Origin of the sequence: Brachybacterium sp. GU-2 (assembly GCF_030866705.2) — a bacterium.
Classification (GTDB): Bacteria; Actinomycetota; Actinomycetes; order Actinomycetales; family Dermabacteraceae; genus Brachybacterium; species Brachybacterium conglomeratum.
The window spans coordinates 1,803,699-1,827,310 of record NZ_CP133037.2 but is presented as its reverse complement, the minus strand read 5'-3'; the positions used below and the strand labels follow the sequence as shown (position 1 = coordinate 1,827,310).

Sequence of the window (23,612 nt, the reverse complement as noted above, 5' to 3'; positions counted from 1 at the left end):
CGAGGCCTCGCGCCGTGGCTCGGCGCCGAGGACCCCCTCGCACCCTGGCTCGGGGAGCGGGACGCCAGGGTGTGAGAGGGGCGGCGGGCGTGCTCAGGCTGCCGTGACGGTGCGTCGGGCGTGGCTGCGGTGGGTGAGGACCACGAGGGTGAGCAGCGCGCCCACGCTCACCGCCGCCACCACGATACGCAGCACGGGGCTGCCGGTCGCGTCCCAGGCCGTGTGCAGCACGACCGCTCCGAGAAGGGCGACCACCAGGGCGAGCGCCCCCCGGGCCTTATGAGGCGTCTCGACCAGGAACCACAGCGCCGCGCACACCGCGCCCGTCCAGGCCACGTGCCCGGCCGGGACCAGCACCCCGCGCAGCACGAGCGTCGCATCGAGTGCGCCGAGCCCGCCGCCCCTGGACAGCAGCGCCCCGAAGCCGTAGCCCATCGTCTCGAGCACCGCGAAGCCCGTGCCGGCCGCGATGCCGATCACGAGCCCGCCGCCGCGGGTCGCGCGATGGGCGAGCGCGAGCACGATCAGCGGCACCACGAGCTTCGCGGACTCCTCGATCACCCCGACCAGCAGGATCGAGGCGCCGCCGAGCACGGCGCCCGCGATCCGCTCCTCGAGGCCGGCCGCGCAGATGCCGAACAGGCCGCTCGCCGCGACCGTGACCAGCACGATCCGTCCGGGGACGACGGGGCCGCTGCGGGTGGACTGCGCGAGCAGCAGCACGGTCACGGGGATCGTCGCCGCGCCCACCAGCAGCACCGTCGGCAGCAGGATCGGGTTGCCGGTGAGGAGCATGATCACGAAGGTCGTGACATAGCCGAGCAGCCCGCCCGCCAGCACCAGCAGCCAGGAGAGGCGCAGGTGCCAGGGGTAGCGGGCCGGGGCGTGCGGGGCCGGGGTCCGAGGTGCTGGCCCCTGTGTGACGGGGAACTGTGCGGTCATCGCCCGCTCCTTCATCCGGCGGGCTCGCTCGTGCTCACCCGAGGTGAGGCGTCGTCATCGCGGCGGCGTCGAGGACAGTATGCCCCCGCGGGGAGGCGACGGCATCGTCTGCTCGGTCACTCCTCATCGAGGCGCTGGTGCGCACGACTCCGACGCCGAGCCGGCGCCGGCGGCGCGTCCCGCCGACGACGAGAGCCGTGACCCGGGCCGGACGAGCTCGCTCGTCGGCGCCGGATCACGGCTCTCAACGTGTGCGTGTGCGCCGCCCGTCGGGGCGGCGCAGGCGCTCTCAGGCGGTCGCGGTCCTCGCCGGCAGCACCTTGTCGCCGTAGCGGCGGCGGAAGCGCTCGACGCGCCCGGCGGTGTCCAGCACGGTGCCGCGACCGGTCCAGAACGGATGCGAGGCCGAGGAGACCTCGACGTCGATCACGGGGTACTCCCGGCCGTCCTCCCAGGTCACGGTGTTGTCCGAGGTGCGGGTCGAGTTGGTCAGGAAGGATTCCCCGGCGCTCCGGTCCCGGAACACGACGGGTCGGTACTGAGGGTGGATGTTCTTCTGCATGGCGTTCTCCTCACCGTGTCGATGACTGAAGGGTCAACGACGCTGGGGGTTCACGTATTCCCGCGCGGCCCGGCCGTCTGTCGCGGCTGGTCGCAGCGCCCGCCGTCGTGAAGCGACGGGCGCCGCGCAGGGTCAGGCGGAGGTGCCGACGAGAGTGCGTCGGGACTGCTCCTCCTGCACGGCACGGCCTCCGGTGCGCTCCAGATGCGCGGCGGAGGAGAGGTCCACCTCGATGACGGGGTAGATGTTCCCGTCCTCCCAGGTGGTCGAGTGCTCCGAGGTGCGAGTGGAGCGGGAGAGGTAGCGCAGCCCGGCGCTCTGGTCGCGGAAGACGACGAGATGGGGCTGAGGTCGATGGTGCTGTCGGTGGTCGGTCATGTGGTTCTCCTTCGAGGTCGGCTCGCGGCCGACGTGATGTCTGTGCCCGGCACGGTGCCGGGTGGGTGTGCGTGCGGCAGCTCCGCCGGGGCGGAGCGAGGTATCCGTGTCCCGCTGCGCAGGGCTGTCGATGCCGCTGCGCCATGGCGGGGTGCTCGCGGCGCCCGCTGGGGCGGGCTGCTCGCGCTACACGCGGTGCGAGGGCCGGGGCGCCGCCGTCGTGGCGGGTCCGGCCGGGAGGCTCGCACATCCGACGACGGCTGGGGCCGTCGTCCGGAGCTCTGCACGCTACGGGGTCATCAACGGGGATGTCCAGGGGTTTATTCCCGCGGGTGCGTCACCCAGTGTGTCACGACCTGCCGTCGGCCCGCGCCTCGTCGTGGTGGCCGCGCCCGGCGGCCCGATCCACGATCAGCAGCACGTCGGCCGGACCGCCCTCGGCGCCGAAGGCGTGGGGGACCAGGGTGTCGAACTCGGCGGACTGGTCCTGGGTGATGCGATGGCGCTGAGCGCCGAGCTGCAGGATCAGCGTCCCCGAGAGCACCACCAGCCACTCCTGGCCGGTGTGGGCGCGCATCCGTGCGGGATCCGGCGGCGGGTCCACGACCCGTCGGCGCAGGATCACGGTGTCGGGAGCGCGGCGCATCTGCCAGCGCAGCGCGTCCATGCCGTGGTCCTTCACCGGGTTCGAGACGACCTGCTCGCTCTGCATCGCCACGAGCTCGTCGAGGCTGGTGTCCAGGGCGCGCGAGAGGTCCACCAGCTGATCGAGGGCCAGGCGCCGTCCGCCGCTCTCGATCCGCGAGAGCGTCGAGGCGCTCAGGTGGGTGCGCCTGGCGAGGTCGTCGAGCGTGAGCCCCTGCGCGAGACGCAGCGCACGCAGCCTCTTGCGCACCAGGTCGTCGAGCTCCGCCGTTCCTTGCGACATGAGCAAGAGTGTATGCAGGCAGGGCAAGTCGGTCCAGGGTGGAGTCATCGCCCCGCCGAGGGGCGCAGCACCCGACCGAGAGGACCCCTGCCATGACCGGCCATGACCAGCACGCCGCCCCTTCCCGGCCCGAGCCGACGGAGACCAGCCCGCTCGCCGCCGACCCGGCGCACTCCGACCCGCTGCCCGAGGCCCTCGTCGACGCCGTCGTGATCGGCGGCGGCGCCGCCGGGCTGAACGGCGCGCTCATGCTCGCCCGCTCCCGCCGCAGCGTCGTCGTCCTCGACGCAGGCCACCCGCGCCACGCCCCCGCCGAGGGGATCCACGGCCTGCTCGGCAACGAGGGCACGGCGCCCGGGGAGTACCTCGCCCGCGGCCGGGCCGAGGTGCGGCAGTACGGAGGGCTCGTCGTCCGCGGCGAGGTCGCCTCCGCCCGCGCCGTCGAGCCGTCGGCCGAAGGCGATCTGCGCTTCGAGATCACCCTGGCCGACGGGCGCGCCCTCACCGCCCGCCGGGTCCTGGTCGCCACCGGCATACGCGATGAGCTCCCGCAGATCCCCGGCCTCGCCGAGCACTGGGGCCACGACCTCGTCCACTGCCCCTTCTGCCACGGCTACGAGGTGCGCGACCAGGCGATCGGCGTGATCGCGAGCCTGCCCTCCCACGCGCACCTCGCCCTGCTGTTCCGTGCGCTGAGCGAGGACGTCGAGGTCTTCGCCGCAGGTGTGGAGTTCGATCCCGTCGCCCGCGAGCGCTTCGCCGCGCTCGGCGTCACCGTGCACGAGACCGCGATCCAGGAGGTCCTCGCCGGGCCCGACGGCGGGATCGACGGGGTCCGCCTCGCGCGCGGCGAGGTGGTCGCGCGCTCCGTGCTCGCGGCCGGCACCCGGATGACCCCGCGCCTGGACGGGCTGGACGGCCTCGGGCTCGCCCTCGAGGAGCTGCCCGCCGGGATGGGGCAGAAGGTCGCCACCGGCCAGGCCGGCTCCACCGAGGTGCCCGGCGTGTGGGTCGCCGGGAACGCCGCGGACCCCACCGCGCAGGTCGGGGCGTCCGCCGCGGCCGGGGCGCTCGCCGGCGCGCAGCTGCACGGCGCGCTCGTCATTGCCGACGCCGACGCGGCGGTCGCCGCGCTCGTCCTGCAGGGCTGAGGGCGCCGGCCGCGGCGTGACGGCCTGGAGCGGCGACGGGAGGCCGTCCTGTCGCCGCGCCTGGCCCCCTGCCGCTCAGAGCGTGAGCAGCACCTTCGTCGCGCGGCGCTCGTCCATCGCGGCGTAGCCCTCGGCCGCGTCCTCCAGCGGGAGCGTGAGGTCGAAGACCTTCCCCGGATCGATCTCGCGACGCCAGATCAGGTCGATCAGCTCGGGCAGGTAGCGGCGCACCGGCGCCGGGCCCCCGTGGAGACGGACCGCGGAGAAGAACAGCTCGTCCCCGGGGATCTGCACGTCGTGGGAGACGCCCACGAAGCCCACCGCGCCGCCGGGGCGCGTGGCGCGGATCGCCTGCATCATCGACTCCTGGGTGCCGACGGCTTCGATCGTGGAGTGCGCGCCGAGCCCGCCGGTGAGCTCCTTCAGCGCCGCGACGCCCTCGTCGCCGCGGGCCTCGATGATGTCGGTGGCGCCGTACTCGCGGGCCAGGGCCTGCCGCTCGGGGTGGCGGCTGAAGACGATGATCCGCTCGGCGCCCATCTGCCGGGCGGCCAGCACGCCCATCAGGCCCACCGCCCCGTCGCCGACCACGGCGACGGTCCGGCCGGGTCCGGCACCGGCGGCGTCGGCCGCGAACCAGCCGGTGCCCAGCACGTCGGAGGCGGCCAGCAGCGAGGGGATCAGCTCCGGGTCGGGCATGCCGGGGGTCTTGACCAGGGTGCCGTCGGCGAAGGGGATCCGGGCCTTCTCGGCCTGGGTGCCGATCTGCCCGTCCACGAAGATCGCGTGCACGCAGCGGGAGGGATGGCCCTCGCGGCAGATCTCGCGCTTCCCGCAGGAGATCACGAAGGAGCCGACCACGAAGTCGCCCACCTTGAGGGTCTCGACCGCGGAGCCGACCTCTTCGACCACGCCCACGTACTCGTGGCCCATGTGCTGGTGGTCGGGGGCGTCGGCGCCGCGGTAGGGCCAGAGGTCGGAGCCGCAGATGCAGGTGGCGGCGAGGCGGATGACGGCGTCGGTCGGCTCGATGATCCGCGGGTCCTCGCGGTCCTCGACACGGACGTCGCCGGGGGCGTGCATGATGACTGCGCGCATGGGGTGTTCTCCTTCTGATCGGGACGCGGTCCATTCCATGCCCTGCTCGGAGCGTGGGGGAGTCCCTGGCAGGGGGTGTACCGACAGGGCGCCCCTCGCACGGGACGCGTCAGGGCGGTGCGGCCTACCCTGACCCCATGGACAACAGAGCCGAGGTGCGCGAGTTCCTCATGTCGCGCCGCGCGAAGGTGACGCCGCAGGAGGTGGGGCTGCACGCCGCGGGCGCCCGCCGCGTGCCGGGGCTGCGCCGCAGCGAGGTCGCGGAGCTCGCCGGGGTGAGCGTCGAGTACTACGCGAAGCTCGAGCGTGGCGCGATCGCCGGCGCCTCCGCCGCGGTGCTCGACGCGCTCGCCACCGCGCTGCGGATGGACGAGACCGAGCGCCGCCACCTGCTCGACCTCGCCCGCGCGGCCGATGGGATCCCCACCTCGGGCCGGGCCCGCAGGCCCCGCAGCTGCGGGGTCGCGCCCGTCCGGGAGAGCACCCGCTGGATGATGGACTCGCTGACCGGGGCGATCGCCTTCGTGCGCGACCAGCACCAGAACATGGTCGCGGTCAACGCGCTGGGCCGCGCCTTCTACTCCCCACTGCTGGGCGAGGAGGGTGCCGGCGGGCGGGTGCCGAACCTCGCCCGCTTCCAGTTCCTCGATCCCGCCTCGCGAGACTTCTACCCGGACTGGGAGTGGTTCGCCGAGATGTGCGTGGGGATCATGCGCGCCGAGGCCGGGCGCGATCCCCACGACCCCGTGATGCAGGAGCTGGTGGGAGAGCTGTCCACCCGTTCGGAGACCTTCCGGCGGCTCTGGGGCGCGCACGACGTGCGCACGCACGGCGCGGGCACCAAGCGCTTCGTCCACCCCGTGGTGGGAGAGGTCGAGCTCGCCTACGAGGAGCTGGCGGTGACCGCCGAGCCCGGCCGGGTCATGCTCGTCTACACCGCCGAGCCCGGCTCGACCAGCGCCGAGCGGCTGCGCCTGCTCGCGAGCTGGGCGGCATCGGAGCAGGATCCGCGGCCTGCGCGGGACGAGCAGGAGGCGTAGCCCGCCAGGTGGGCTCCTCGAGCGTCCTAGCGTCAGCGGCGCGCTCACCTGCGAGTACGGCATCCGCCCCGGCGGCCGGCGTGAAGAGTCACCGGCCGGCCGCTGAGCCGCGCCGCGTGACGAGTCAGTCGGCCGCGGCGGATCCGGATGCCCGCTCGGCTGCGGGGGCGGGCTCCTGCACCCAGGGCCGCAGCGGCGAGACGGCATCGATGGCGTCGCGGCGGGGGCCTCGGGGACCGAGGACGACGTTCGAGGCCAGCGGGATCTGGTGGGACGCGCTCTCGAGGATGTGCATCAGGTACCCGGCAGTGTTCGGGAAGGCGAGGAGGTCACCGATCGCGACACCCTGCGGGAAGTCGAGTCGTCGACGCAGGATCAGCTCCGCCTCGATGCAGTACGCCCCGACGACGAACGCGTGCAGCGGCGCAGAGCGTGGACCGTCCCCGGGGACCAGCAGCGGATCGACGAGGAAGTCGTCCGACGTGGACCGGCACTGGGTCCGATTCATCTCGAGCCCGACGAGCGGCACCCCATCGCTCGTCGTGGTGCGCTGCACGACGCGGGACAGCGTCAGGCCGCATCCGTCGAGCAGCGACCTGCCGGGTTCGCAGCGCAGCTCCAGGCCCCGCTCCCTCAGCGCGACGGCTGCGGTCTCCCCGGTGGAGAGCCGTGTGCCCAGCACCTGTTCGAGCCACTCCCCGCGCACCGGTTCCTGGTGGTACGGATAGACCTGGCGCAGGGGCTCCCCGCGCCACGTGACCGCGTCGACGCGGTCGCTCGTCGACGCATCGTGCGCTGTCCAGAACGCGTCCCACTGACCGGCGTCGTCGAGATAGGACATCGGGACACCCCCGCCGATGTCGATGAACCGAAGGTCGTGGCCGAGGTCGCGGAGCGCATCGCCGAGACGGAGCGCCTCGTCGAGGGCCAGGGCGCGGTGCTGCGCGGCATAGCCGTGGAGATGGAAATGGACTCCGTCGATCCTGAGGTCGGCGGCGGAGGTCCGGGCGTGATCGGCCCAGCGCTGCCAGGTCGCCGCGGACTCCCCGAACCGTGTGGGGGCGACGCCGCTGGCCGGGGTCGGGGCGAGGCGGAGCGCGACCGGCTGCGGCCCACCGGTCGTGTTCTCCGCTGCGACCTGCAGGAAAGCCTCGGCCTCGTCGAGGTTGTCGAGCACCAGCACGACACCGGTGTCGCGGGCGAGGCGCAGCAGCTCCGGTGGCTTCACAGCGGCGGTCACCACGACGTCCTCGGGCGCGTACCCCTGGTCGAGCACCTGGGACAGCTCCCGGTGGCTCCCGACGTCCACCCCGTGACCGGCGCGTCTCGCGGACTCGACCAGGCCCAGGGTCTTGTTCGCCTTGCGCGCGACGAAGATCCTCAGCGGCACGCCGTGACGGGCGGCCGCGGACTCCAGCTCGGAGGCGTTGCGGGCCAGGGCCGAGAACTCGTGGACGTTCACCGGGCTGCCGTACTCCTCGATCAGTGCGGAGCAGGCTCGACGATCCGCCAGCAGCTCTCGCATCCACGGCTCGAGACGGCCGCTGAGCGGGGGGAGCCCGCCGCAGCGGCGTCGCAGGGCCTCGGTGTCGCCCGGCGGATGATCGGCGGTGGGGTCCGCAGCGGTCGAGGAAGAGAGGGCAGGTCTGGTCATCGCGAACCGATTCTCCGCTCGGGGGTGGTGGTCGTGGTCGGGCAGGGAGGGGCCGAGGGCTCGGCGTCGGTGCGACGCAGTCTCGAGATGATCCGCGCCGCCCAGAGACGCGGCTCGTCGTGGAGGTGCCGGTTCAGGGTGTCGTGCCCGATGACGTGGTCCTCCGTCGGGCGCCCGAGCAGGGCGAGACCCTCCTGCCGCTGGCTCCGGCCGCCGGGACGGCCCCCGGCGAGCGCAGTGCCGTCGTGGTCCACGGCCGCGCCGCGGCGTGCCGGTCGCACCTCCACCAGCCCCTGTTCCACCAATGCTCGCGAGAGCGGGTCGAGGATCCCCACGATCCCCGGCGGCGCCAGCACGGCATCGACCACGACGTCCGGCGGGGCGTGACCGGACGGGGCGCCCTCGACTCCCGACGCCGTGATCCGGGTCCCGGCATCCACCCAGGAGAGGTCCAGCGCCCCGGACCCGATCATGGCCAGCAGCATCTCCGCGACCTCGAGGGGAGGGCCGAACGCGAACCTCTCGAGCACCTGGGAGGCCCGACGGAAGCGAGCCCATTCCTCGGCGGGGGCCGCGGAACCGCGGACCGCGAGCGTGAGGGGGCGGTAGAGCCCCGCCCAGACGCGTCCGAGGATCCATGCGGGGCCGGGGGCCCGTCCGCCTCGGCCGATCTCCACGCTCCGTCGCAGGGCGTCCTCGGCGCGGCCCGGTCCGCGGTGCAGATCCGGGTCGGATCCCGAGGCCAGTGCGCCTTCGACCGCCTCTCGCCCGAAGTGGGGATCCGCCCCCGTCGCAGCGAGGGCGGCCGTGGCGACGTCCAGGACGAGGTCGATCACGGCGTCGGGGCCGACGTCGGTCCGTTCGGTGGGGCCCAGGCGTCGAACTCCCTCGGCGACGGCACGGCTCAGCCCGGCCGGCAAGGGGAGCCGAGGGTCGGGCTTCGCGTCCAGGAGGCGGCCGTGGCGCGCCGTGGGCAGGAGGACCAGCGGCTCCTCGGAGCCGCGCCGGTGGACGAGGCCGGGGACGCCGTCGGCGCGCGGGGTGAAGCGCCCGCCGCGCTCGAGGGTGAGCACGAGGGCGGCGTCGATGAACGTCAGGGCGCTGCCGCGCAGCGCCACCCGCGCGCCGGGCGGGACGTCATGAGAACCCAGCATCTCCGCGGCGGGCAGCACCGCCGGACGCAGCGGGATGGTCGAGGACCAGGTGCGGGCCAGGGCACCGGAGTGTTCCGCGGCATGTCCGGTGGCGAGCAGGATCTCCTCCACCGGCGGGAGCGCGCCGTGGCTCGCGGTCACGATCTCCCAAGCCCCGGCCGTGCGCCGGAGCGACACCGCGCGATCGCTCACGGTCCTCGCCGTCACCCCGGTCCGGGCCATGTCCGCCAGCACCCGGCGCCACCGCGCATGGAGGTACTCGCCGACCACGGCGCGCGGCGGGTAGGTCGCGGAGACGAGGGTGGGATGCGCTGCGGCGAGCCAGTCGCGGAACGACGGGCTCGTCCCGGTCGCCGGGACGTCCAGCAGAGCGGCGTCGACGTTGAGTCGCAGGGAGTGCGGCTGGGTGACGTCATAGGCGGCGCCGGTCCCCTCGACCGGACCCGGAGCGACCACGGTGATCTCGAGGGCTCGGAGGGAGTCGTGGCATGCGGCGTCGCTGAGCTGGGCGCACAGCTCCTCGAGCGCGAACAGCGCCTTGGGGCCGTCGCCGACGACGGCCAGGGAGAGCGGCCGATCGCTCGCCGGAGCGCCCTCAACCACGGCGGGCGAGGGTCCGCAGGGCCGTGGTCGCGGTGGCGATGTCGGAGGGACCGGCGTGCAGCGTCGTGCGCACCCAGCTGTCGTCGTAGACGGTGCCGAGGTAGGGGACGCCGCTGTCGTGGACGATCAGGGCGACCCGGCTCCCAGGGGCGAGGTCCGACACGAGGGTTCCCAGCGCGTGCACGATGCCTCCCGTCGAGGCGCCGGCGAGGATGCCCTCGCGCTCGGCGAGAAGTCGCGCGCCGACCACGCAGTCGAGCCCGCTGACGCGGATGACTCGATCCGGGTCGACCGTGCGGGAGATGTCCGTGACCACTCCGGCGCCGAGACCGGGCAGAGGGCGAGGGGCTGCGGTCCCTCCGAACAGCACGCTCCCTTCCGCGTCCACGGCGACCGTGGTCGTGTCCATCGAGGTGCGTCGGAGGTAGGCGCTGCATCCGGCGAGGGTGCCGGTGGTGCTCACCGCGGCCATCAGCACGTCGAGCCGGTGACCGGTGGCTTCGGCGATCTCCCGCATGGTCCCGTCCTCATGGGCGGCCGGGTTCGCAGGGTTGCCGTACTGGTGGAGGTTCACGGCCCCCGGGATCTCCGAGAGGAGTCGTTCGACGCGACGCAGTCGAGCCGTGAGGAGGTCGCCGGTCTCCGGATCGGGGTCCGTCACCATCTCGATGCGTCCTCCGAGGGCCCGGATCGCCGCGACGGCGGTTCCGTTCGTGCGCGAGTCGACCACGCAGACGAAGCGCACAGCGTGCTCCAGGCACACTCGCGCCAGGGCCACACCGAGATTCCCCGAGCTGGACTCGACGACCGTGCCGCCTGGGCGCAGTCTGCCCGAGGCCACGGCATCGCGCACCATCGCCAGCGCAGGCCGGTCCTTGGTGCTGCCTCCCGGATTGGCGGATTCCAGCTTGGCGAGGATCTCGATGCCGGACTCCGGGAAGAGCCGGTCCAGGCGGACCAGCGGCGTGCGGCCGATCGCGGCGGAGACCCCGACCGCGATCGACTCGCGGCCCGTCGTCTGAGGGTGCCACGCGCCGGAGCCTTCGAGTGTGGTGCTCATTCGCTGCACGTTACGGCACCTCGCACCGACCGAGCGCTCTTTCGGCCAGGTGCGCTCCACCGGATCGGGCGGCACCCCCCGGACACTGCATCGACCCAGCTCGGAGCGGTGGCGGGACGCACGACGAACCGGTATCGCGAGGAGTCGGCGAGGAACCGAACGGTCGGCATCCCTCCTCCCGTCGCGGAGATGGGTACGTTGCAGTGGTCGCGAGTCGTCATGCGGTGAACGGCCGCGATGGCGCAGCCACCACGAACGGAAGGAACGCAATGAACGGCATCGAGGAATTCGGGCAGAGCGACGTCGTGCGCATCCTGCGAGGGACGGAGCTGGTCATGCTGACCACCGCGCTCCGAGACGGTGCGCTGGTCTCCCATCCGATGACGATCCAGGAGGTGAGCGACGACGTGGACGTGCTGTTCTTCGTGGGCCTCGACAGCGGGCATGCCGAGGCGCTGAGGCAGGGATCGGCCGTGAACCTCGCGGTGGCAGAGGGAGGGACCTGGCTCTCGGTGGCCGGGAAGGCCGTTTTCGAGGACGACCGCGCTCGGATCCGGGCTCTCTGGACCGATGCAGCCGAGGCCTACTTCCCGGAAGGTCCCGAGGACGAGAACCTGGGCCTGCTGCGGTTCTCCGGGGACTCCGCGCAGTACTGGGGCGTGCCGGGTGGGAAGGTCGCCGCGGTCGCACAGATCGTGAGGGCGCGACTGACCGGTGACCGACCTGCCGGCGGCACCGCGACCACAGATCTCTGAGCGCTGAGAGACCGAGCCGTGGCGTCCTCGGAGCGGGAGGTGTCGACACGGGCGGCGGGGTGTTCGGCCCGGGCGGCCCCACCCCGAGCCATCGGGCGGTCCGCGCACGACCGCCGGGAGCCCGAGCAGTGATCGCCCCGCCGGTCCGACCGGTCGGATACCTGCTCTCGTCCCCGGGGCCGGGCATAGCATGCGGGCCTTCAGGCTCGACGACGAGGGAGGCGCCATGGCTGATGGCTCGGACGGCATGGCGTCGACGCATGGCCCGGCAAGTCCCGGCCATGAGGCGCGACACCCGGTCCCCTCGTCCCGCGTTCCGGGCCAGCGCTCCCGGCTCCGGGTGCTCGACGTCGAGACCGGCCGCGCCACCGTCGTCTACGAGTCCTCCGAGCTGCTCCTCGAGTCCGTGAGCTGGCCCGGCGGGGGAGAGACGTTGATCGTGAACGCAGGCGGCACGCAGTGGGGCATCCCCGTCGGGGGAGGGGAGCCGCAGCGGCTCGGCCCCGCCCCGGCCCCGGCGGACCCCGTCGACGGAGCGACCGGGGCCGCAGGGGGCGGGCTCGACGAGGTCGTCCTCACCCGCGTCGGCGCGTGCCGGCTCGCGGACGGCACCTGGATCCCCCCGCGGGTCGTCCGCGTCCCCGGCGCCGGAGGGGTCCCGGCCGCTCCGGCCGACCGCGGTCGCGATCGCGGAGCGGCCCCTGACCCGCCGGGCGAAGCGCACGGCGGCGGCTGGGTCGTCGTCGACGCGGAGAGCGACCCCGCCGTGCCGGGACATGCGCAGCTGTTCCGCATGCGACCCGACGGCACCGGGATCGAGCAGCTCACCCACGACGAGCGCGTGAACCGCCTCCCGCAGGTCTCCCCGGACGGCCGGCTGGTCGCCTACGTCAGCCACCCGCCGGGGGAGCAGGGTGCCGGCGGTGCCGACCCGCTCCTGCGGCTGTGTGCGGTCGACGGGTCGGGAGGGCGCGATCTCGCCCGTCTCCGCGGCGTGCCGGGGGCCGCGGGCGGGCACTGCTGGTCCCCGGACTCCCTCCGCGTGGTCTGCCTCGATCATCCACGGGCGGACTGGTCCCCGGCGGACTGATCCCCGACGGGCAGAGCATCAAGGTGTGTGGCGCACAGTGGTGGCAGGTGAACGATGTCGTTCGGGGTCCGGAAGGGCGTGAGCGGTGCTCAGCCTGCTCGGCGCGCGGAGAAGCGGTGCAGCAGCTGCGGGGAGTGCCCAGGTGCCACGCCGTGGGTGCGGTCGAGCTCCAGCAGCTCGGGCAGCGGGTCCGCGCGCACGTCGACGAAGCCCGCCTCCTCCCAGACCGTGCAGATCCGCTCCCCCCGGCGCGGGCGAAGTCGAGGTGGTCAACGGCCGCCTTGTCGTAGGCCTCGGCGAAGTGCTCCTGGCGCGCGGTCGCTGACGCCGCACCCCCGTCGTCCTCGGGCTCGAACCACTGCCCGTCGACCGCGACCAGCACGCCGCCCGGGCGCAGCAGCTCGTGCCAGCGCCGCAGCGCCGTGGGGGCGTCCCGCAGCGTCCACAGCAGATAGCGGGAGACGATCGCATCCATGCTGCCGCGCGGGAACGGCGGATCCGCGGCGTCGGCCTCCAGGAAGGTCGGAGGGTGCGGATGGCTCTCGACCTTCGCGCGCGCCTGCGCGAGCATCCCGGAGGAGAGGTCGATGCCGGTGACGTCGTATCCGTCGGCCGCGAGGAGCAGGGCGACGTTCCCGCTGCCCGTGCCGAGGTCGAGCACCTCGCGCGTGCCGGGCGGCAGCGTATCGCCGAAGGCCCTCGACCAGGCCTCGCGCTCGCCGGGCAGGGAGAGGCGCGAGAGCTGGTGCTCGTCGTACTCGGCGGCCCAGCGGGTCCAGTAGCGGTTCCAGGCCTGCTGGTCCTCGGCGGCGGTGCGGGTCATCGGGGCGGCTCCAGGGGTGGTCGGTCAGCTGCGGCGCCCCGGGGGTGCCAGGGCGGTGGTCGTCGGAGAGATGGGGCCGACGGGTCAGCGGTGGCCGTCGTCCGGGCCGCGGAAGAGGAACTGGGTGGTGCCGTCGGCGGCGAGAGCCCGTTCGGCGGCGACGGCGTAGGTCGCGCCGACGAGCCCCACCTCGAGCGCCTCGGCGGGCGGGCCCTCGGCGCGCGCCCGGCCCCCGTCCAGCACGGTCACGCGGTCGCAGTAGCGGGCGGCGAGGTTCAGGTCGTGCAGCACCACCACGGTCGCGAGACCCCGCGCGCGCACCACCTCGAGCACATGGTGCTGGGAGCCGATGTCGAGGTGGTTCGTCGGCTCGTCCATCAGCAGCACACGGGGCTGCTGGGCGAGGGCGCGGGCGATCAGCACCCGCTGCTTCTCCCCGCCGGAGAGCAGGCCGAACTCCCGTCGCGCCAGATGCAGGGCGCCGGAGCTCTCCAGGGCCTCGGTCGCGATCTCGAGGTCCGCCTCGCCGGTCCCTCCGAACGCGCCGGAGTGCGGGATCCTGCCCAGCAGCACCACATCGGCGACGGTCAGGGGCACCTCGCCGCTGAGCTCCTGCGCCATCACCGCGATCGACCGGGCGCGCTCGCGGCCAGGCAGCTCGGCGAGATCGCGGCCGTCCAGCAGCACCTGCCCGGCCTCCGGCACCAGCGAGCGGTGCAGGATCCGCAGCGCGGTGGTCTTCCCGCTGCCGTTGGGGCCTACGAGGCCGAGCACCTCCCCGTCGTGCACCTCGAGATCGATCCCGTCGAGCACGGGCGAGGCGCCGTAGGAGTGGCGCAGCCCGTGCGCGGACAGCACGGGCGCGGCAAGCCCCGGCCCGGTCATCCCTCGAGCTCCACGAGCCACTCGTGGATCCGCTCGAGCCCGTCGACGACCAGCGGGGAGGCGGGCTCGGCGAAGTTGAACAGCAGCGGCAGCAGCGCCCGGTCCTGCACGGCGCGGAGGCTGCCCAGCTGGTCCTCGGAGATCATCTCCTCGGCGACGTCCGAGCCGTCACCATTGGTCTGGTGGAGCACGATCAGCACGTCCGGGTCGGCGGCCAGCAGCGGCTCGGCGCTGATCTCGAACACGCGCTCCTCGGTGTCGGCGAAGACGTTCTCGATCCCGAGGGAGTCCAGCTGCGCGGTCACCATCGAGGCGGCGCCGTAGGCGTACAGAGGCCCGCCGCCCACGGAGGGATAGAGCACAGCGGCGGTGGCGGTGGCGAGGTCCTTCGCGGACTCGGAGACGGCATCGATCCGCTCCTGCAGGGAGGTGGAGAGCTGCTCGGCCTGCTCGCCGCGGTCGAAGATCCGCCCGTAGGCGTCGATCTGCTCGCGCAGCGTCTCGAAGCTCGAGCGGTGCCCCCCGGTCGCGCAGTAGACGTTCTGCACCACGACCTGCGCGCCCGCATCCGCCATCGCCTCACGCGTGACGCCGTCCGGCAGGCCGAAGACGATATCGGGCTCCTGCGCGATCACCATCTCCTGGGAGATCTGCAGATGACCGGAGGCGTCGATCTCGTCACTGAGCGTCGGGATCGCCCCGATGCGTGCGGCGAGGTCCTCGTCGTAGCAGCCGGGCGGGAAGGCCCCGGCTCGCGAGACCACCCGGTCCAGCACCCCGATGCCGTCCAGCGTCGTCACCGGCGCCGACTCCAGCAGCACGATCCGCTCGGGCGGGGCGTCGAAGGTGAGCGTCGCCTCGCAGTTCGCGAGCTCGAGCGGGAAGCCCTCCGCCGATCCGCCCCCGCCGTCGGAGCCTCCGTCGCCCGTGCTCCCGTCCGAGGAGCCGCAGGCGGCGGTGAGGCCGACGGCGCCGAACAGACCTGCCATCAGGGTGCGGCGACGCAGCGGCGCGGACCTGGGGCCGTGGCCGACGGGCCCGGGGGCGTCGGCCTGGGGGAGGGACGTGCGAGGCATCGTGCTCCTTCGAGCGGGGGAGAGGGGTCAGCGCTGCCGGGCGTGGAGCCGGCGCACGAGGATCAGCAGGAAGGGGGCGCCTATCGCGGCGGTGAGCACGCCGATCGGCAGCTCGCGCGGCTGCATGACCACGCGGGCGAAGGCATCGGCCCAGAGCAGGAACAGCCCGCCCAGCAGCGCGGAGGCGGGGATCAGCACGCGGTGGCGGGCACCGACGAGGCGGCGGGCGAGGTGCGGGATCACCAGGCCCACGAAGCCGATCGATCCTGCGCCCGCGACCGCGGCGGCGGTGCACAGCGAGACGACCAGCAGGAAGCCGACGCGGGCGCGGTCGGGGTGGATCCCGAGGCCGTGGGCGATCTCGTCGCCGGCGCTCAGCGCATCGAGCACGCGGGCGCCCGCGAGGAGCACGATCACGCCGAGCACCGCCGCGATCAGCGCGACCCACAGGAAGGCGTTCCAGCGGGCGAGGGAGAGGGAGCCGAGCATCCAGAACACCACCGAGCGGGAGCCCTCGGCGGAGTCGGAGGAGAAGATCAGCAGGTTCGTCAGCGCCGTGAGCGCATAGCCGACCGCGACGCCGGAGAGCAGCAGGCGCAGCGAGGTGACACGGCCGCCGGCCCGGGCGATGAGGAACACCAGCAGCGCCGCGCCGAGCGCGCCGAGGAAGGCGAGCACCGACTGCGCGTAGTCCCCCAGCGCCGCGCCGACGCCGAAGAGGATCGCGGCCGCGGCCCCGGTGGAGGCGCCGCCGGAGACGCCGAGGATGTACGGGTCGGCGAGCATGTTGCGCACCATCGCCTGCAGCGCCGCGCCGGAGAGCGCGAGGCAGGCGCCGACGGCGGCCCCCATCAGCACCCGCGGCACGCGCACGTCCCAGACGATCGAGTCGACCGAGGCCTCCCGGGCCACCGGGCCGGGCAGTCCCAGATGGTGCGCGATGACCTGCACGGTCGTCCCCGAGGGGATCGGCACCGGGCCGATCCCGACGCACAGCACGATGCTCGCCAGGCTCGCGACGGCCAGCACGGCGAGGAGCAGCGCGGACCGCCGGGCGCGCGAGCGGACCCCGAGCGCATCGGGAGCACGGCCGGTCGCGTGGCGGGCGGCCGGCAAGATGCCGGACGGCGCGTTCGCCGGGGTCGCCGAGGCAGGGACAGAGGACGTCACTTGCACGAGCCTACAAGTATTGAGGGGGGACCGGGCTGGCCGTGCCCGCGGTTGCCCGGGCTCGCTGAGCGGCGTGCGGCGTCAGGCGCCGGTGCGCCGACCGGAGCCGTCGTCCGCGCTCGGTCCGCCGGGCGCGTGGTGCCCATCGGGCCCGTCGTGGCCATGGTGCCCGTCGTGCCCGGGGTGCCCGGCGTGCGCGCGGTGGTGCGGGTGGTCGACGTCGTCGAGGTGCCTGGAGCCGAGCTCGTGCAGCAGGTCGTGGGCGAAGCCGCTCGCGAGCTCGTAGCGCACCACGCGCCCGGTCCGCACGGCATGCACCCAGCCGGCCTCCCGCAGCAGCGCGAGGGCGTGGGAGGTGGTGGACTCGTGCGCTCCGATCGCCCGGGCGAGGTCCGAGCTGCGGATCAGGGGATGGGCGTGCAGGCAGAACAGGATCCGCAGGCGACGCTCGTCGGCCAGCAGCGCCATGCGCGCGGCGAGCTCGCCGAAGCCGTCCTCCTCGGCGAGCAGTCTGCGCAGCTCCTCGACCAGCTGCTCGTCGTCGAGGACCTCGGAGGAGGTCCGCACGTGGGCGGGGCGGCCGGGGCTCATGGCGCACACGGTACCGGGCGCCCCCTACACTGTCGCCGTCGACCGCGCCCCTGTCCCCGACTCTCTGCGAGGTGCTGCGATGCTCGACGTCCTCTGGGGCACCGGAGGGATGGCAGGCCTCCTGCTCATCGCCTTCGCCCTGTCCAGCAACCGCCGTGCCATCCGCCCGCGCACCGTCGTGGGAGCCTTCGCGCTGCAGCTCGTGCTGGGGGTGATCGTCCTGTACTGGGGCCCCGGCCGATGGGCGCTGCAGCAGGTGAGCGCCGGATTCCAGGCGGTCATCGACACCTCCTCCGAGGGCATCTCCTTCCTCTTCGGCGGGCTGCTGCCGGCCGAGGGCGAGGGGACGATCTTCGCGCTGCAGGTGCTGCCGGTGATCATCTTCTTCGCCTCGCTCACCGCGGTGCTCTACCACTGGCGGATCCTGCCGTGGATCGTCCAGCTGCTCGGCGGCGCCCTCGGCAGGCTGCTCGGCACCGGCTACGGCGAGTCCGTGAACACGGCCGCGAACATCTTCCTGGGGCAGACCGAGGCGCCCCTGGTCATCCGCCCCTATCTCGGCAGCCTCTCCCGCTCGGGCCTGTTCGCGGTGATGGTGGGCGGTCTCTCCACCGTCGCGGGCTCCGTGCTGGTGGGCTATTCCCTGCTCGGCGCCCCGCTGGAGTACCTGATCGCCGCGAGCTTCATGGCCGCTCCCGGCGCCCTGCTGATGGCCAAGATCCTCCTGCCCGAGGACGATCCCGAGGCCGTCGCCCGCGAGGCGGAGCTGGTCGCCGCGACCACCCGCAGGAAGGGCAAGGCCATGGCGCCGTCGGCCGACGCGACCGCCGCGGCCGGCGGCACCGCTGCGGGGGCCGGGACTGCCGCGGCCGAGGGGACCGCGCCGATCTCCGCGACCGCCGTCGACCCCGCCGTGAGCTCCGCCGCCGCCGCGCCGTCCGGCGTGCCCGCCCCCACCGGGGGCACCTCCTCGGCCGCGACGTCGGCGGAGGACGACGAGAAGGAGGAGGACACCCTCTCCTACAGCAACGTCATCGACGCCGCCGCCGGCGGAGCGGCCGACGGGCTGCGGCTCGCCCTGACCGTGGGCGCGATGCTGCTCGCCTTCATCTCCCTGATCGCGCTGATCAACCTGCTGATCGGCACGGTCGGCGGCTGGTTCGGCGCCGACGACCTCACCTTCCAGCAGATCCTCGGCTGGGTGTTCGCACCGATCATGGTGATGATCGGGGTGCCGCTGGACGAGGCCGTCGCCTCGGGCAGCTTCGTGGGGCAGAAGATCGTGGTCAACGAGTTCGTGGCCTTCGCCGGCTTCGGCCCCGAGATCGACACGTTCAGCCCCAAGACCGCCGCGATCACGAGCTTCGCGCTCACCGGCTTCGCGAACCTCTCCTCGCTGGGGATCCTGCTGGGCGGCCTCGGCGGCCTCGCCCCCGAGCGTCGCCCCGAGATCGCCCAGCTCGGCCTGAAGGCGATCCTCGCGGGCACGCTCGCGAACCTGATGAGCGCCACGATCGCGGGGATCATGCTCGGCTGATCGCCGTCGGCCGTCGGCGTCGATGCTGCGCCGGCGTCGGCGCCGGCGCCGACGCTGTGCCGGTGCCTGGCCCGCCTCGGCTCAGCCGGTCAGCGCGATCACGAGCAGGAGCTGCGTGAGCAGGAAGCCGCTGAGCAGGTTCAGGCGCAGGAAGCGGCGCCAGGCGGCGTGGGCGCGCTCCGAGTCGGCATCGGACAGGGAGCGGAAGGGCCAGGCGCTCGCGAGATACGGCAGCACCAGCAGCCCCGCGAGCGCGGCCGGCCATCCCGTGACCAGCATCAGCGCGCCGGCCGCGGCATAGAGGCACAGCACCAGGCGCACCGTGCGCGTCGCACCCAGGACGGTCGCGATCGAGCCGATCCCCGCCTCGCGATCCGGGCGGATGTCCTGCACCGCGCCGAGGGCATGCGAGGCCATGCCCCACAGCAGGAACGCGGACAGCGCGGCGACGGCTGTCGCGCCCACCGGGCCGCCGGCCAGCATCAGGCCGAACGCCGCCGGGCCCACGAAGTGGATCGCGGAGGTCAGCGAGTCCAGCCCCGGCCGCTCCTTGAGCCGGATCCCGGGGGCGGAGTACCCCACCACCGCGGCGAGCACCACCAGCAGCACCGCCCCGGAGGCGAGACTGCCCAGCACCAGCAGCGCCACGACGAAGGGCAGCGAGCTGAGGCCCGCCGCCCACAGGGTCGCGCGGTGGACGCGTCGGTCCAGCACGATCCCCTCCACCCCGCCTTTGCGGGGATTGCGCAGGTCGGACTCGTGGTCGAAGACGTCGTTCACCCCGTACATCAGCAGGTTGTACGGGACGAGGAAGAACACCGTGCCCACCAGCAGCGCCGCGTCGACGCCGCCGCCGGCCAGCAGGTACGCGGCGGCGAAGGGGTAGGCGGTGTTGATCCAGCTCAGCGGGCGCGAGGTGCCCAGCAGCTGGGACAGCGTGCCCGGGCGCGGGGCGGACAGGACGCTCATCGTTCCTCCTGCGGGGTCAGCAGCAGCCACAGCGAGGGGAGCAGGAGCCCTGCCGCGAGCGGCCAGGCGAGGTCCTCGAGCGGGGTGAGCAGGAGCCGCACGCCCAGCAGGTCCTCCTCGGCGTAGCGGAACAGGTCCGCCGCGATCATCAGCGAGTCGAACACGATCGTGAGCGCCAGCAGCGCCGCGACGGTCGCGCCGGTGGTCAGCCACCAGCGCGGTCCGGGCCGGCGCCGCACGGCGGCCAGCACCGTCACCAGCAGCACGGGAAGCAGGAAGAGCCCGGCCAGGGCGGCGTAGCTCATGGTTCCTCCCATCGGGCCGGGGCCTGCCGTCGTCGACCGAGCAGCAGATCCATGAGCCCCCACACTACGAGCGTGACATAGCAGAGAAAGGTGAGGAACACGAGCTCCTCGAGCGGCAGCTCGGGACCCAGGAGGATCCCGCTCATCAGCGGACTGCCGCCCATCCGGTAGTGGCCCGACGCGATCGCCGCCAGGTCCCAGGCCAGGAACAGCGCGATCCCGGCGGCGAGCACGATCGCGCCGCGGCGCGTCGCCCGCCACAGCACCAGGCGGAAGCGCCGGTCCAGCAGCACCATGCAGCCCAGCACCGTCAGCAGGCACAACAGGTACACGACCCCGCTCATGCGTGCGCCCCCGCGTCGCGGTCGGGTTCGGGCAGCGGCGCCGACGAGCGGTCGCCGCGCAGTCGCTTCGCGACCAGCTCGGCGCTGATCAGGCACATCGGCAGTCCGATCCCGGGCAGCGTGCTGGAGCCGGCGTACAGCAGCCCCTCCACCCGCCGCGAGGCGTTGCGGGCCCGGAAGAAGGCGCTCTGGCGCAGGGTGTGGGCGGGACCGAGCATGCTCCCGGACCAGGCGCCGAGGTCCTCCGCGAACTCCCCAGGGCCGATCGTGCGGCGCACCACGATCCGCTCGGCGAGATCGGGGATCCCGGCCTCCTCTGCGAGCCGTTCGATCGCCTCCTCGGCGATCGCCTCGATCGCGGGATCACCGGTGCCGTCCACGCCGCCGCGGCCCAGCGACGCATCGGCCGGGACGGGGACGAGCACGAAGAGGTTCTCGTGGCCGGGCGGGGCGACCGAGGGATCCGTCGCGGAGGGGCGGCATACGTAGCTGGAGGCAGGGGAGGGCACCCGCCCCTCCCGCAGCGCCCCGAAGTTCTCGTCCCAGTCCCGGGTGAACAGCAGCGTGTGATGGGCGAGCTCGGGCAGGGCCCCGCGCACGCCCAGCAGCACCAGCACCGCGCCGGGGCCGGGAGTGCGGCGGCTCCACCAGGAGGCGGGGTAGGTCTGAAGGCGCCGCGGCAGCAGCGCGGTCTCGACGTGGTGGAGGTCGGCGGTCGCGACGACCACGTCGGCGCGCAGCTCGCGCACCTCCCCGTCGGTCGTGCGGATCTCGACCCCGCGGGCCGCGGCGCGGCGGCCCGGCCCTCCGCCGAGGTGCGCACCGCGCCGGCGCCCGCCGCGGTGGTCCTCGGTGAGGACCCGGGTGGCTCGGGTGCCGGTGTGCAAGCGTGCGCCGTGACGGACCGCGAGCCGCGCGACCACGTCGACGAGCTCAGTGAAACCGCCCTGCGGGTACTGCACCCCGCCGGTGAGGTCCAGGGCGCTCATCAGGTGGTACATGCTCGGAGTGCGGTCCGGGGAGGAGCCGAGGAAGACAGCCGGGTAACCGAGCACCTGTCGCAGGCGGGGGTCGCGGAAACGGCGCGCGACGAAGCGGTCCAGCGGCTCGGCCAGCAGGCGCAGCAGCTGCGGGCCGCGGGCGAGCACAGCGGGGTGGAGCAGCGACCGCGGCGAGGTGAACGAGGTGTACAGGAAGCGCTCGAGAGCCATGTCGTAGGTGCTCGCGGCGGAGTCGAGATAGCGGGCCAGGCCCAGGCCCGCCCCGGGCTCGATCCGCTCGAACAGGTCGGCATTGCGGGCGGCGGAGGCGCTCAGGTCCAACGGCTCCTCGTACCCCTCGCACAGGACGCGATACGCCGGGTCGAGAGGGCGCAGGTCGAGCTCCTCCGCGGCGGAGGTGCCCAGCAGGCGCAGGAAATGGTCGAACACCTCCGGCATCAGGTACCACGACGGTCCGGTGTCGAAGCGGAACCCGTCGCGCTCCCAGCTGCCGGCGCGGCCGCCGAGCTCCTCCCGCGCCTCGACCAGGTCCACCTCGTGGCCGTCCCGGGCCAGGAGCGCCGCGGTGGCGAGGCCCGAGATGCCGCCGCCGATGATCACGGCCGACGGGCGGGACCCGGTGCCGGGATTCGTCGTCCGCCGGTTCATCGGGCCGCTCCACGGCGCGCCGCGAGTACGGCGCGGGCGATGACGAGGGCCTTCTCCGGCTCCGGCACCCGCACCCGGGTGCGGCGGATCCGGGCCGCGGGGGTGCGGCGCAGTCGACGGGACAGCGCCGAGTAGAGGCCGTGCGCGGCGGTGACAGCGGCGCGGCTCGAGGAGGGGAGATGGGGCAGCGCGGTCGCGGCGCGGGCGAGGTCGGCGTCGATGTCGTCGAGCAGCAGGTCCCGCTGCGCGTCGTCGAGGCGGTCCACGTCCACCCCGGGAACGTAGTCGCGGCCCAGGCCGTCGTGATCCTCGGCGAGGTCGCGCAGGAAGTTCACCTTCTGGAAGGCGGCGCCGAGCGCGCTCGCCGCGGGGGCGAGGCGCGCAGCTGCCGCCTCGTCACCGTCGACGAAGACTCGCAGGCACATGAGGCCCACCACCTCGGCCGACCCGTGCACGTACTGCGCGAGGCTCTCAGGGTCGTGGGCGGTGACGGTGAGGTCCGCACGCATCGAGTCGAAGAAGGGGTCGATGAGCTCCGGACCGATGCCGTGGCGGCGTGCGGTGATGGCGAAGGCCTGCACGACGAGGTTCGTGGAGCGGGTGCCGTCGACCGCACGAGCGGTCTCGGCGGCGAGCTCCTCGAGGGCGCGTGCCCTGGCGGCCGGCTCGAGACCCGAGTCGGGGTCGTCGACGATCTCGTCGGCCAGGCGGACCAGGGCGTACAGGCTGCGAACGTGGGTGCGCACGGGTTCCTCGAGCAGGCGCGTCGCCCAGCCGAAAGAGGTCGAGTAGCCGGCGATCACGCAGCCGGCGCTGCGCTGCGCGACCCGGTCGTAGAGGGTCAGGGCGTCCGGGGCGAGGTGCTGCGTGCTCATCGCGCACCACCGTCGGAGGGCCGCACCCCGGCGGGACCGTGCGCGTCCTCGAGGCGCCGGGGCGGCCGCAGCACGGCGAACAGGGTCGCCAGGACGATCACCGCCGCGACAGTCGCCGCGGCGGTCGCGACCACCGGCGACGAGGGCGCATCGGTCGCGCGGCCGACCGCGATCCAGAGCAGACCCCAGACCACCGCCGCGGGCGCGGCGACCGGGCGGCGACCGGCCCGGGTCAGCGCCACGCCGACCACGGCCACCGCGAGCAGCACCAGCACGGCGAGGACCTCGGGAGCCCCGAAGCCCGAGAAGCCCGCGCCTTTGAGCGCCGCCGCGATGTTCGCGCAGGTCGCGACGCTCACCCAGCCCAGATACAGGCCGAAGGTGCCGTCGACGACGACCCGCTCGACCGCCCCGGCAGGAGGACTGGCCGTGAGACGACGGAACAGAGCGCCGAGCACGATCAGCAGCACCAGGATCACCAGCACGCTCAGCGCGACCGCTCCGGCCTGGACAACGAGGATCCAGGCGGCGTTCAGCAGCAGCGAGGCGATCGTGAGGCCGGCGATCCCGCGGTGGTCGTGCCGGTCCCACCACTGCCACAGCGTGTACGCGCCGAGCCCCAGGTAGATCACCGACCAGATCCGGAAGGCGGGGGTCGCGGGAGCGAGGTGGGTCGCATCGGCGGAGAGCAGGCCGCCGGCGGCCTCGTCGATCGGTGCTCCGCCGAAGGCGCCGACACCCACGGCCGTGCCCACCATCGCGAGCAGGAAGGCCAGGGTCACCGCGAGGTGCCGGCCCAGCGGGCGGGGGCCGGTGCGCCGTCGGCCCTCCCGGCGGCGATGCGCGGCGGCCGAATGGTCGGGGGTGCTCGCGGCGGTCATGCGGACTCCTCGTCGTCGACGGTGGGTGAAGCGGCGCCGGGCACTGCGTGGGAGGGCGCGGGGGCCCCGGTCCCGGCTGACACCGCGGTGGC

At 73.8% G+C, this 23,612-nt stretch carries 23 protein-coding genes and 1 pseudogene; 5 read left to right on the top strand and 19 right to left on the bottom strand.

Annotated elements, in window-relative coordinates; translation table 11 throughout:
* Positions 1 to 93: 93 nt before the first annotated feature.
* The 4 genes from RBL05_RS08345 to RBL05_RS08330 all read right to left on the bottom strand — a co-directional run bounded on the left by RBL05_RS08345 (position 94) and on the right by RBL05_RS08330 (position 2,810).
* Positions 94 to 942: a PrsW family intramembrane metalloprotease gene (locus tag RBL05_RS08345; protein ID WP_263312102.1), complete on the bottom strand. Its 849-nt coding sequence runs from the start codon at positions 940 to 942 to the stop codon at positions 94 to 96.
* 289 nt (positions 943 to 1,231) lie between these two features.
* Positions 1,232 to 1,504 (bottom strand): type B 50S ribosomal protein L31, encoded by a 273-nt coding sequence (locus tag RBL05_RS08340; protein WP_308739899.1) that lies wholly within the window; start codon positions 1,502 to 1,504, stop codon positions 1,232 to 1,234.
* A gap of 132 nt (positions 1,505 to 1,636) precedes the next feature.
* Positions 1,637 to 1,882 carry a hypothetical protein gene (locus tag RBL05_RS08335; protein WP_308739900.1) on the bottom strand — a complete coding sequence of 82 codons (246 nt, stop codon included), beginning with the start codon at positions 1,880 to 1,882 and terminating at the stop codon, positions 1,637 to 1,639.
* 349 nt (positions 1,883 to 2,231) lie between these two features.
* On the bottom strand, positions 2,232 to 2,810 hold the full coding sequence (locus RBL05_RS08330) for a helix-turn-helix domain-containing protein (protein ID WP_308739901.1): 579 nt from the start codon (positions 2,808 to 2,810) through the stop codon (positions 2,232 to 2,234).
* A 92-nt stretch (positions 2,811 to 2,902) separates the two neighbouring features.
* Here RBL05_RS08330 and RBL05_RS08325 point away from each other — a divergent pair, with 92 nt between their 5' ends.
* Positions 2,903 to 3,961, top strand: a complete 1,059-nt coding sequence (locus tag RBL05_RS08325; RefSeq protein WP_308739902.1) for an NAD(P)/FAD-dependent oxidoreductase — start codon at positions 2,903 to 2,905, stop codon at positions 3,959 to 3,961.
* Positions 3,962 to 4,036: 75 nt separating this feature from the next.
* On the opposite strand, the gene RBL05_RS08320 is transcribed toward RBL05_RS08325, so the two are convergent.
* Complete coding sequence (locus RBL05_RS08320) at positions 4,037 to 5,059, bottom strand: zinc-dependent alcohol dehydrogenase family protein (protein WP_308739903.1); 1,023 nt, start codon at positions 5,057 to 5,059, stop codon at positions 4,037 to 4,039.
* A gap of 137 nt (positions 5,060 to 5,196) precedes the next feature.
* Here RBL05_RS08320 and RBL05_RS08315 point away from each other — a divergent pair, with 137 nt between their 5' ends.
* The gene (locus tag RBL05_RS08315; RefSeq protein ID WP_308739904.1) at positions 5,197 to 6,099 is read left to right on the top strand and encodes a helix-turn-helix domain-containing protein; all 903 of its coding nucleotides are present in this window, start codon (positions 5,197 to 5,199) and stop codon (positions 6,097 to 6,099) included.
* A 124-nt stretch (positions 6,100 to 6,223) separates the two neighbouring features.
* Here the strand turns inward: RBL05_RS08315 and RBL05_RS08310 are convergent, their stop codons facing one another.
* The 3 genes from RBL05_RS08310 to RBL05_RS08300 are packed head-to-tail and all read right to left on the bottom strand — an operon-like array spanning position 6,224 to position 10,570.
* Positions 6,224 to 7,753: an alanine racemase gene (locus RBL05_RS08310; protein WP_308739905.1), complete on the bottom strand. Its 1,530-nt coding sequence runs from the start codon at positions 7,751 to 7,753 to the stop codon at positions 6,224 to 6,226.
* Positions 7,750 to 9,510, bottom strand: a complete 1,761-nt coding sequence (locus tag RBL05_RS08305) for an FAD/NAD(P)-binding protein (RefSeq protein WP_308739906.1) — start codon at positions 9,508 to 9,510, stop codon at positions 7,750 to 7,752. The genes RBL05_RS08310 and RBL05_RS08305 overlap by 4 nt, the downstream gene beginning before the upstream one ends.
* A complete protein-coding gene (locus RBL05_RS08300) occupies positions 9,503 to 10,570 on the bottom strand; it encodes a pyridoxal-phosphate dependent enzyme (protein ID WP_308739907.1) in 1,068 nt (355 codons plus the stop codon). The genes RBL05_RS08305 and RBL05_RS08300 overlap by 8 nt, the downstream gene beginning before the upstream one ends.
* A 269-nt stretch (positions 10,571 to 10,839) precedes the next feature.
* On the opposite strand from RBL05_RS08300, the gene RBL05_RS08295 reads away from it, so the two are divergent.
* Complete coding sequence (locus RBL05_RS08295; RefSeq protein ID WP_010550703.1) at positions 10,840 to 11,325, top strand: pyridoxamine 5'-phosphate oxidase family protein; 486 nt, start codon at positions 10,840 to 10,842, stop codon at positions 11,323 to 11,325.
* 340 nt (positions 11,326 to 11,665) lie between these two features.
* Entirely contained in the window at positions 11,666 to 12,415 is a 750-nt protein-coding gene (locus RBL05_RS08290; protein WP_308739908.1) for a TolB family protein, read from the top strand.
* A 418-nt stretch (positions 12,416 to 12,833) separates the two neighbouring features.
* Here RBL05_RS08290 and RBL05_RS08285 read toward each other — a convergent pair.
* From RBL05_RS08285 to RBL05_RS08265, 5 genes and pseudogenes are all read right to left on the bottom strand, one after another.
* A pseudogene (locus tag RBL05_RS08285) lies at positions 12,834 to 13,238 on the bottom strand (class I SAM-dependent methyltransferase); the annotation flags it as partial.
* An 84-nt stretch (positions 13,239 to 13,322) separates the two neighbouring features.
* The gene (locus RBL05_RS08280) at positions 13,323 to 14,123 is read right to left on the bottom strand and encodes an ABC transporter ATP-binding protein (protein ID WP_308739910.1); all 801 of its coding nucleotides are present in this window, start codon (positions 14,121 to 14,123) and stop codon (positions 13,323 to 13,325) included.
* Positions 14,120 to 15,199, bottom strand: coding sequence for an ABC transporter substrate-binding protein (locus RBL05_RS08275; RefSeq protein ID WP_308739911.1), 1,080 nt, complete (start codon positions 15,197 to 15,199; stop codon positions 14,120 to 14,122). The genes RBL05_RS08280 and RBL05_RS08275 overlap by 4 nt, the downstream gene beginning before the upstream one ends.
* Before the next feature lie 27 nt (positions 15,200 to 15,226).
* Positions 15,227 to 16,369: a FecCD family ABC transporter permease gene (locus RBL05_RS08270; RefSeq protein WP_308739912.1), complete on the bottom strand. Its 1,143-nt coding sequence runs from the start codon at positions 16,367 to 16,369 to the stop codon at positions 15,227 to 15,229.
* Between the two features lie 81 nt (positions 16,370 to 16,450).
* Positions 16,451 to 16,960 carry an ArsR/SmtB family transcription factor gene (locus RBL05_RS08265; RefSeq protein ID WP_308739913.1) on the bottom strand — a complete coding sequence of 170 codons (510 nt, stop codon included), beginning with the start codon at positions 16,958 to 16,960 and terminating at the stop codon, positions 16,451 to 16,453.
* Between the two features lie 79 nt (positions 16,961 to 17,039).
* Between RBL05_RS08265 and RBL05_RS08260 the strand changes: the two genes are divergently transcribed.
* A complete protein-coding gene (locus RBL05_RS08260; RefSeq protein ID WP_308739914.1) occupies positions 17,040 to 18,497 on the top strand; it encodes a NupC/NupG family nucleoside CNT transporter in 1,458 nt (485 codons plus the stop codon).
* An 81-nt stretch (positions 18,498 to 18,578) separates the two neighbouring features.
* Here the strand turns inward: RBL05_RS08260 and RBL05_RS08255 are convergent, their stop codons facing one another.
* From RBL05_RS08255 to RBL05_RS08230, 6 genes are read right to left on the bottom strand one after another with little or no spacing between them, the layout of a single operon-like run.
* Complete coding sequence (locus tag RBL05_RS08255) at positions 18,579 to 19,466, bottom strand: prenyltransferase (protein WP_308741194.1); 888 nt, start codon at positions 19,464 to 19,466, stop codon at positions 18,579 to 18,581.
* A complete protein-coding gene (locus tag RBL05_RS08250) occupies positions 19,463 to 19,771 on the bottom strand; it encodes a lycopene cyclase domain-containing protein (RefSeq protein ID WP_263312156.1) in 309 nt (102 codons plus the stop codon). The genes RBL05_RS08255 and RBL05_RS08250 overlap by 4 nt, the downstream gene beginning before the upstream one ends.
* Entirely contained in the window at positions 19,768 to 20,115 is a 348-nt protein-coding gene (locus RBL05_RS08245) for a lycopene cyclase domain-containing protein (protein ID WP_308739916.1), read from the bottom strand. The genes RBL05_RS08250 and RBL05_RS08245 overlap by 4 nt, the downstream gene beginning before the upstream one ends.
* Positions 20,112 to 21,764, bottom strand: a complete 1,653-nt coding sequence (gene crtI, locus RBL05_RS08240) for a phytoene desaturase family protein (RefSeq protein WP_318604293.1) — start codon at positions 21,762 to 21,764, stop codon at positions 20,112 to 20,114. Before crtI ends, RBL05_RS08245 begins: the two co-directional genes overlap by 4 nt.
* Positions 21,761 to 22,639: a phytoene/squalene synthase family protein gene (locus RBL05_RS08235; protein ID WP_318604292.1), complete on the bottom strand. Its 879-nt coding sequence runs from the start codon at positions 22,637 to 22,639 to the stop codon at positions 21,761 to 21,763. Before RBL05_RS08235 ends, crtI begins: the two co-directional genes overlap by 4 nt.
* Entirely contained in the window at positions 22,636 to 23,520 is an 885-nt protein-coding gene (locus tag RBL05_RS08230) for a tryptophan-rich sensory protein (RefSeq protein ID WP_318604290.1), read from the bottom strand. Before RBL05_RS08230 ends, RBL05_RS08235 begins: the two co-directional genes overlap by 4 nt.
* Positions 23,521 to 23,612 lie beyond the last annotated feature (92 nt).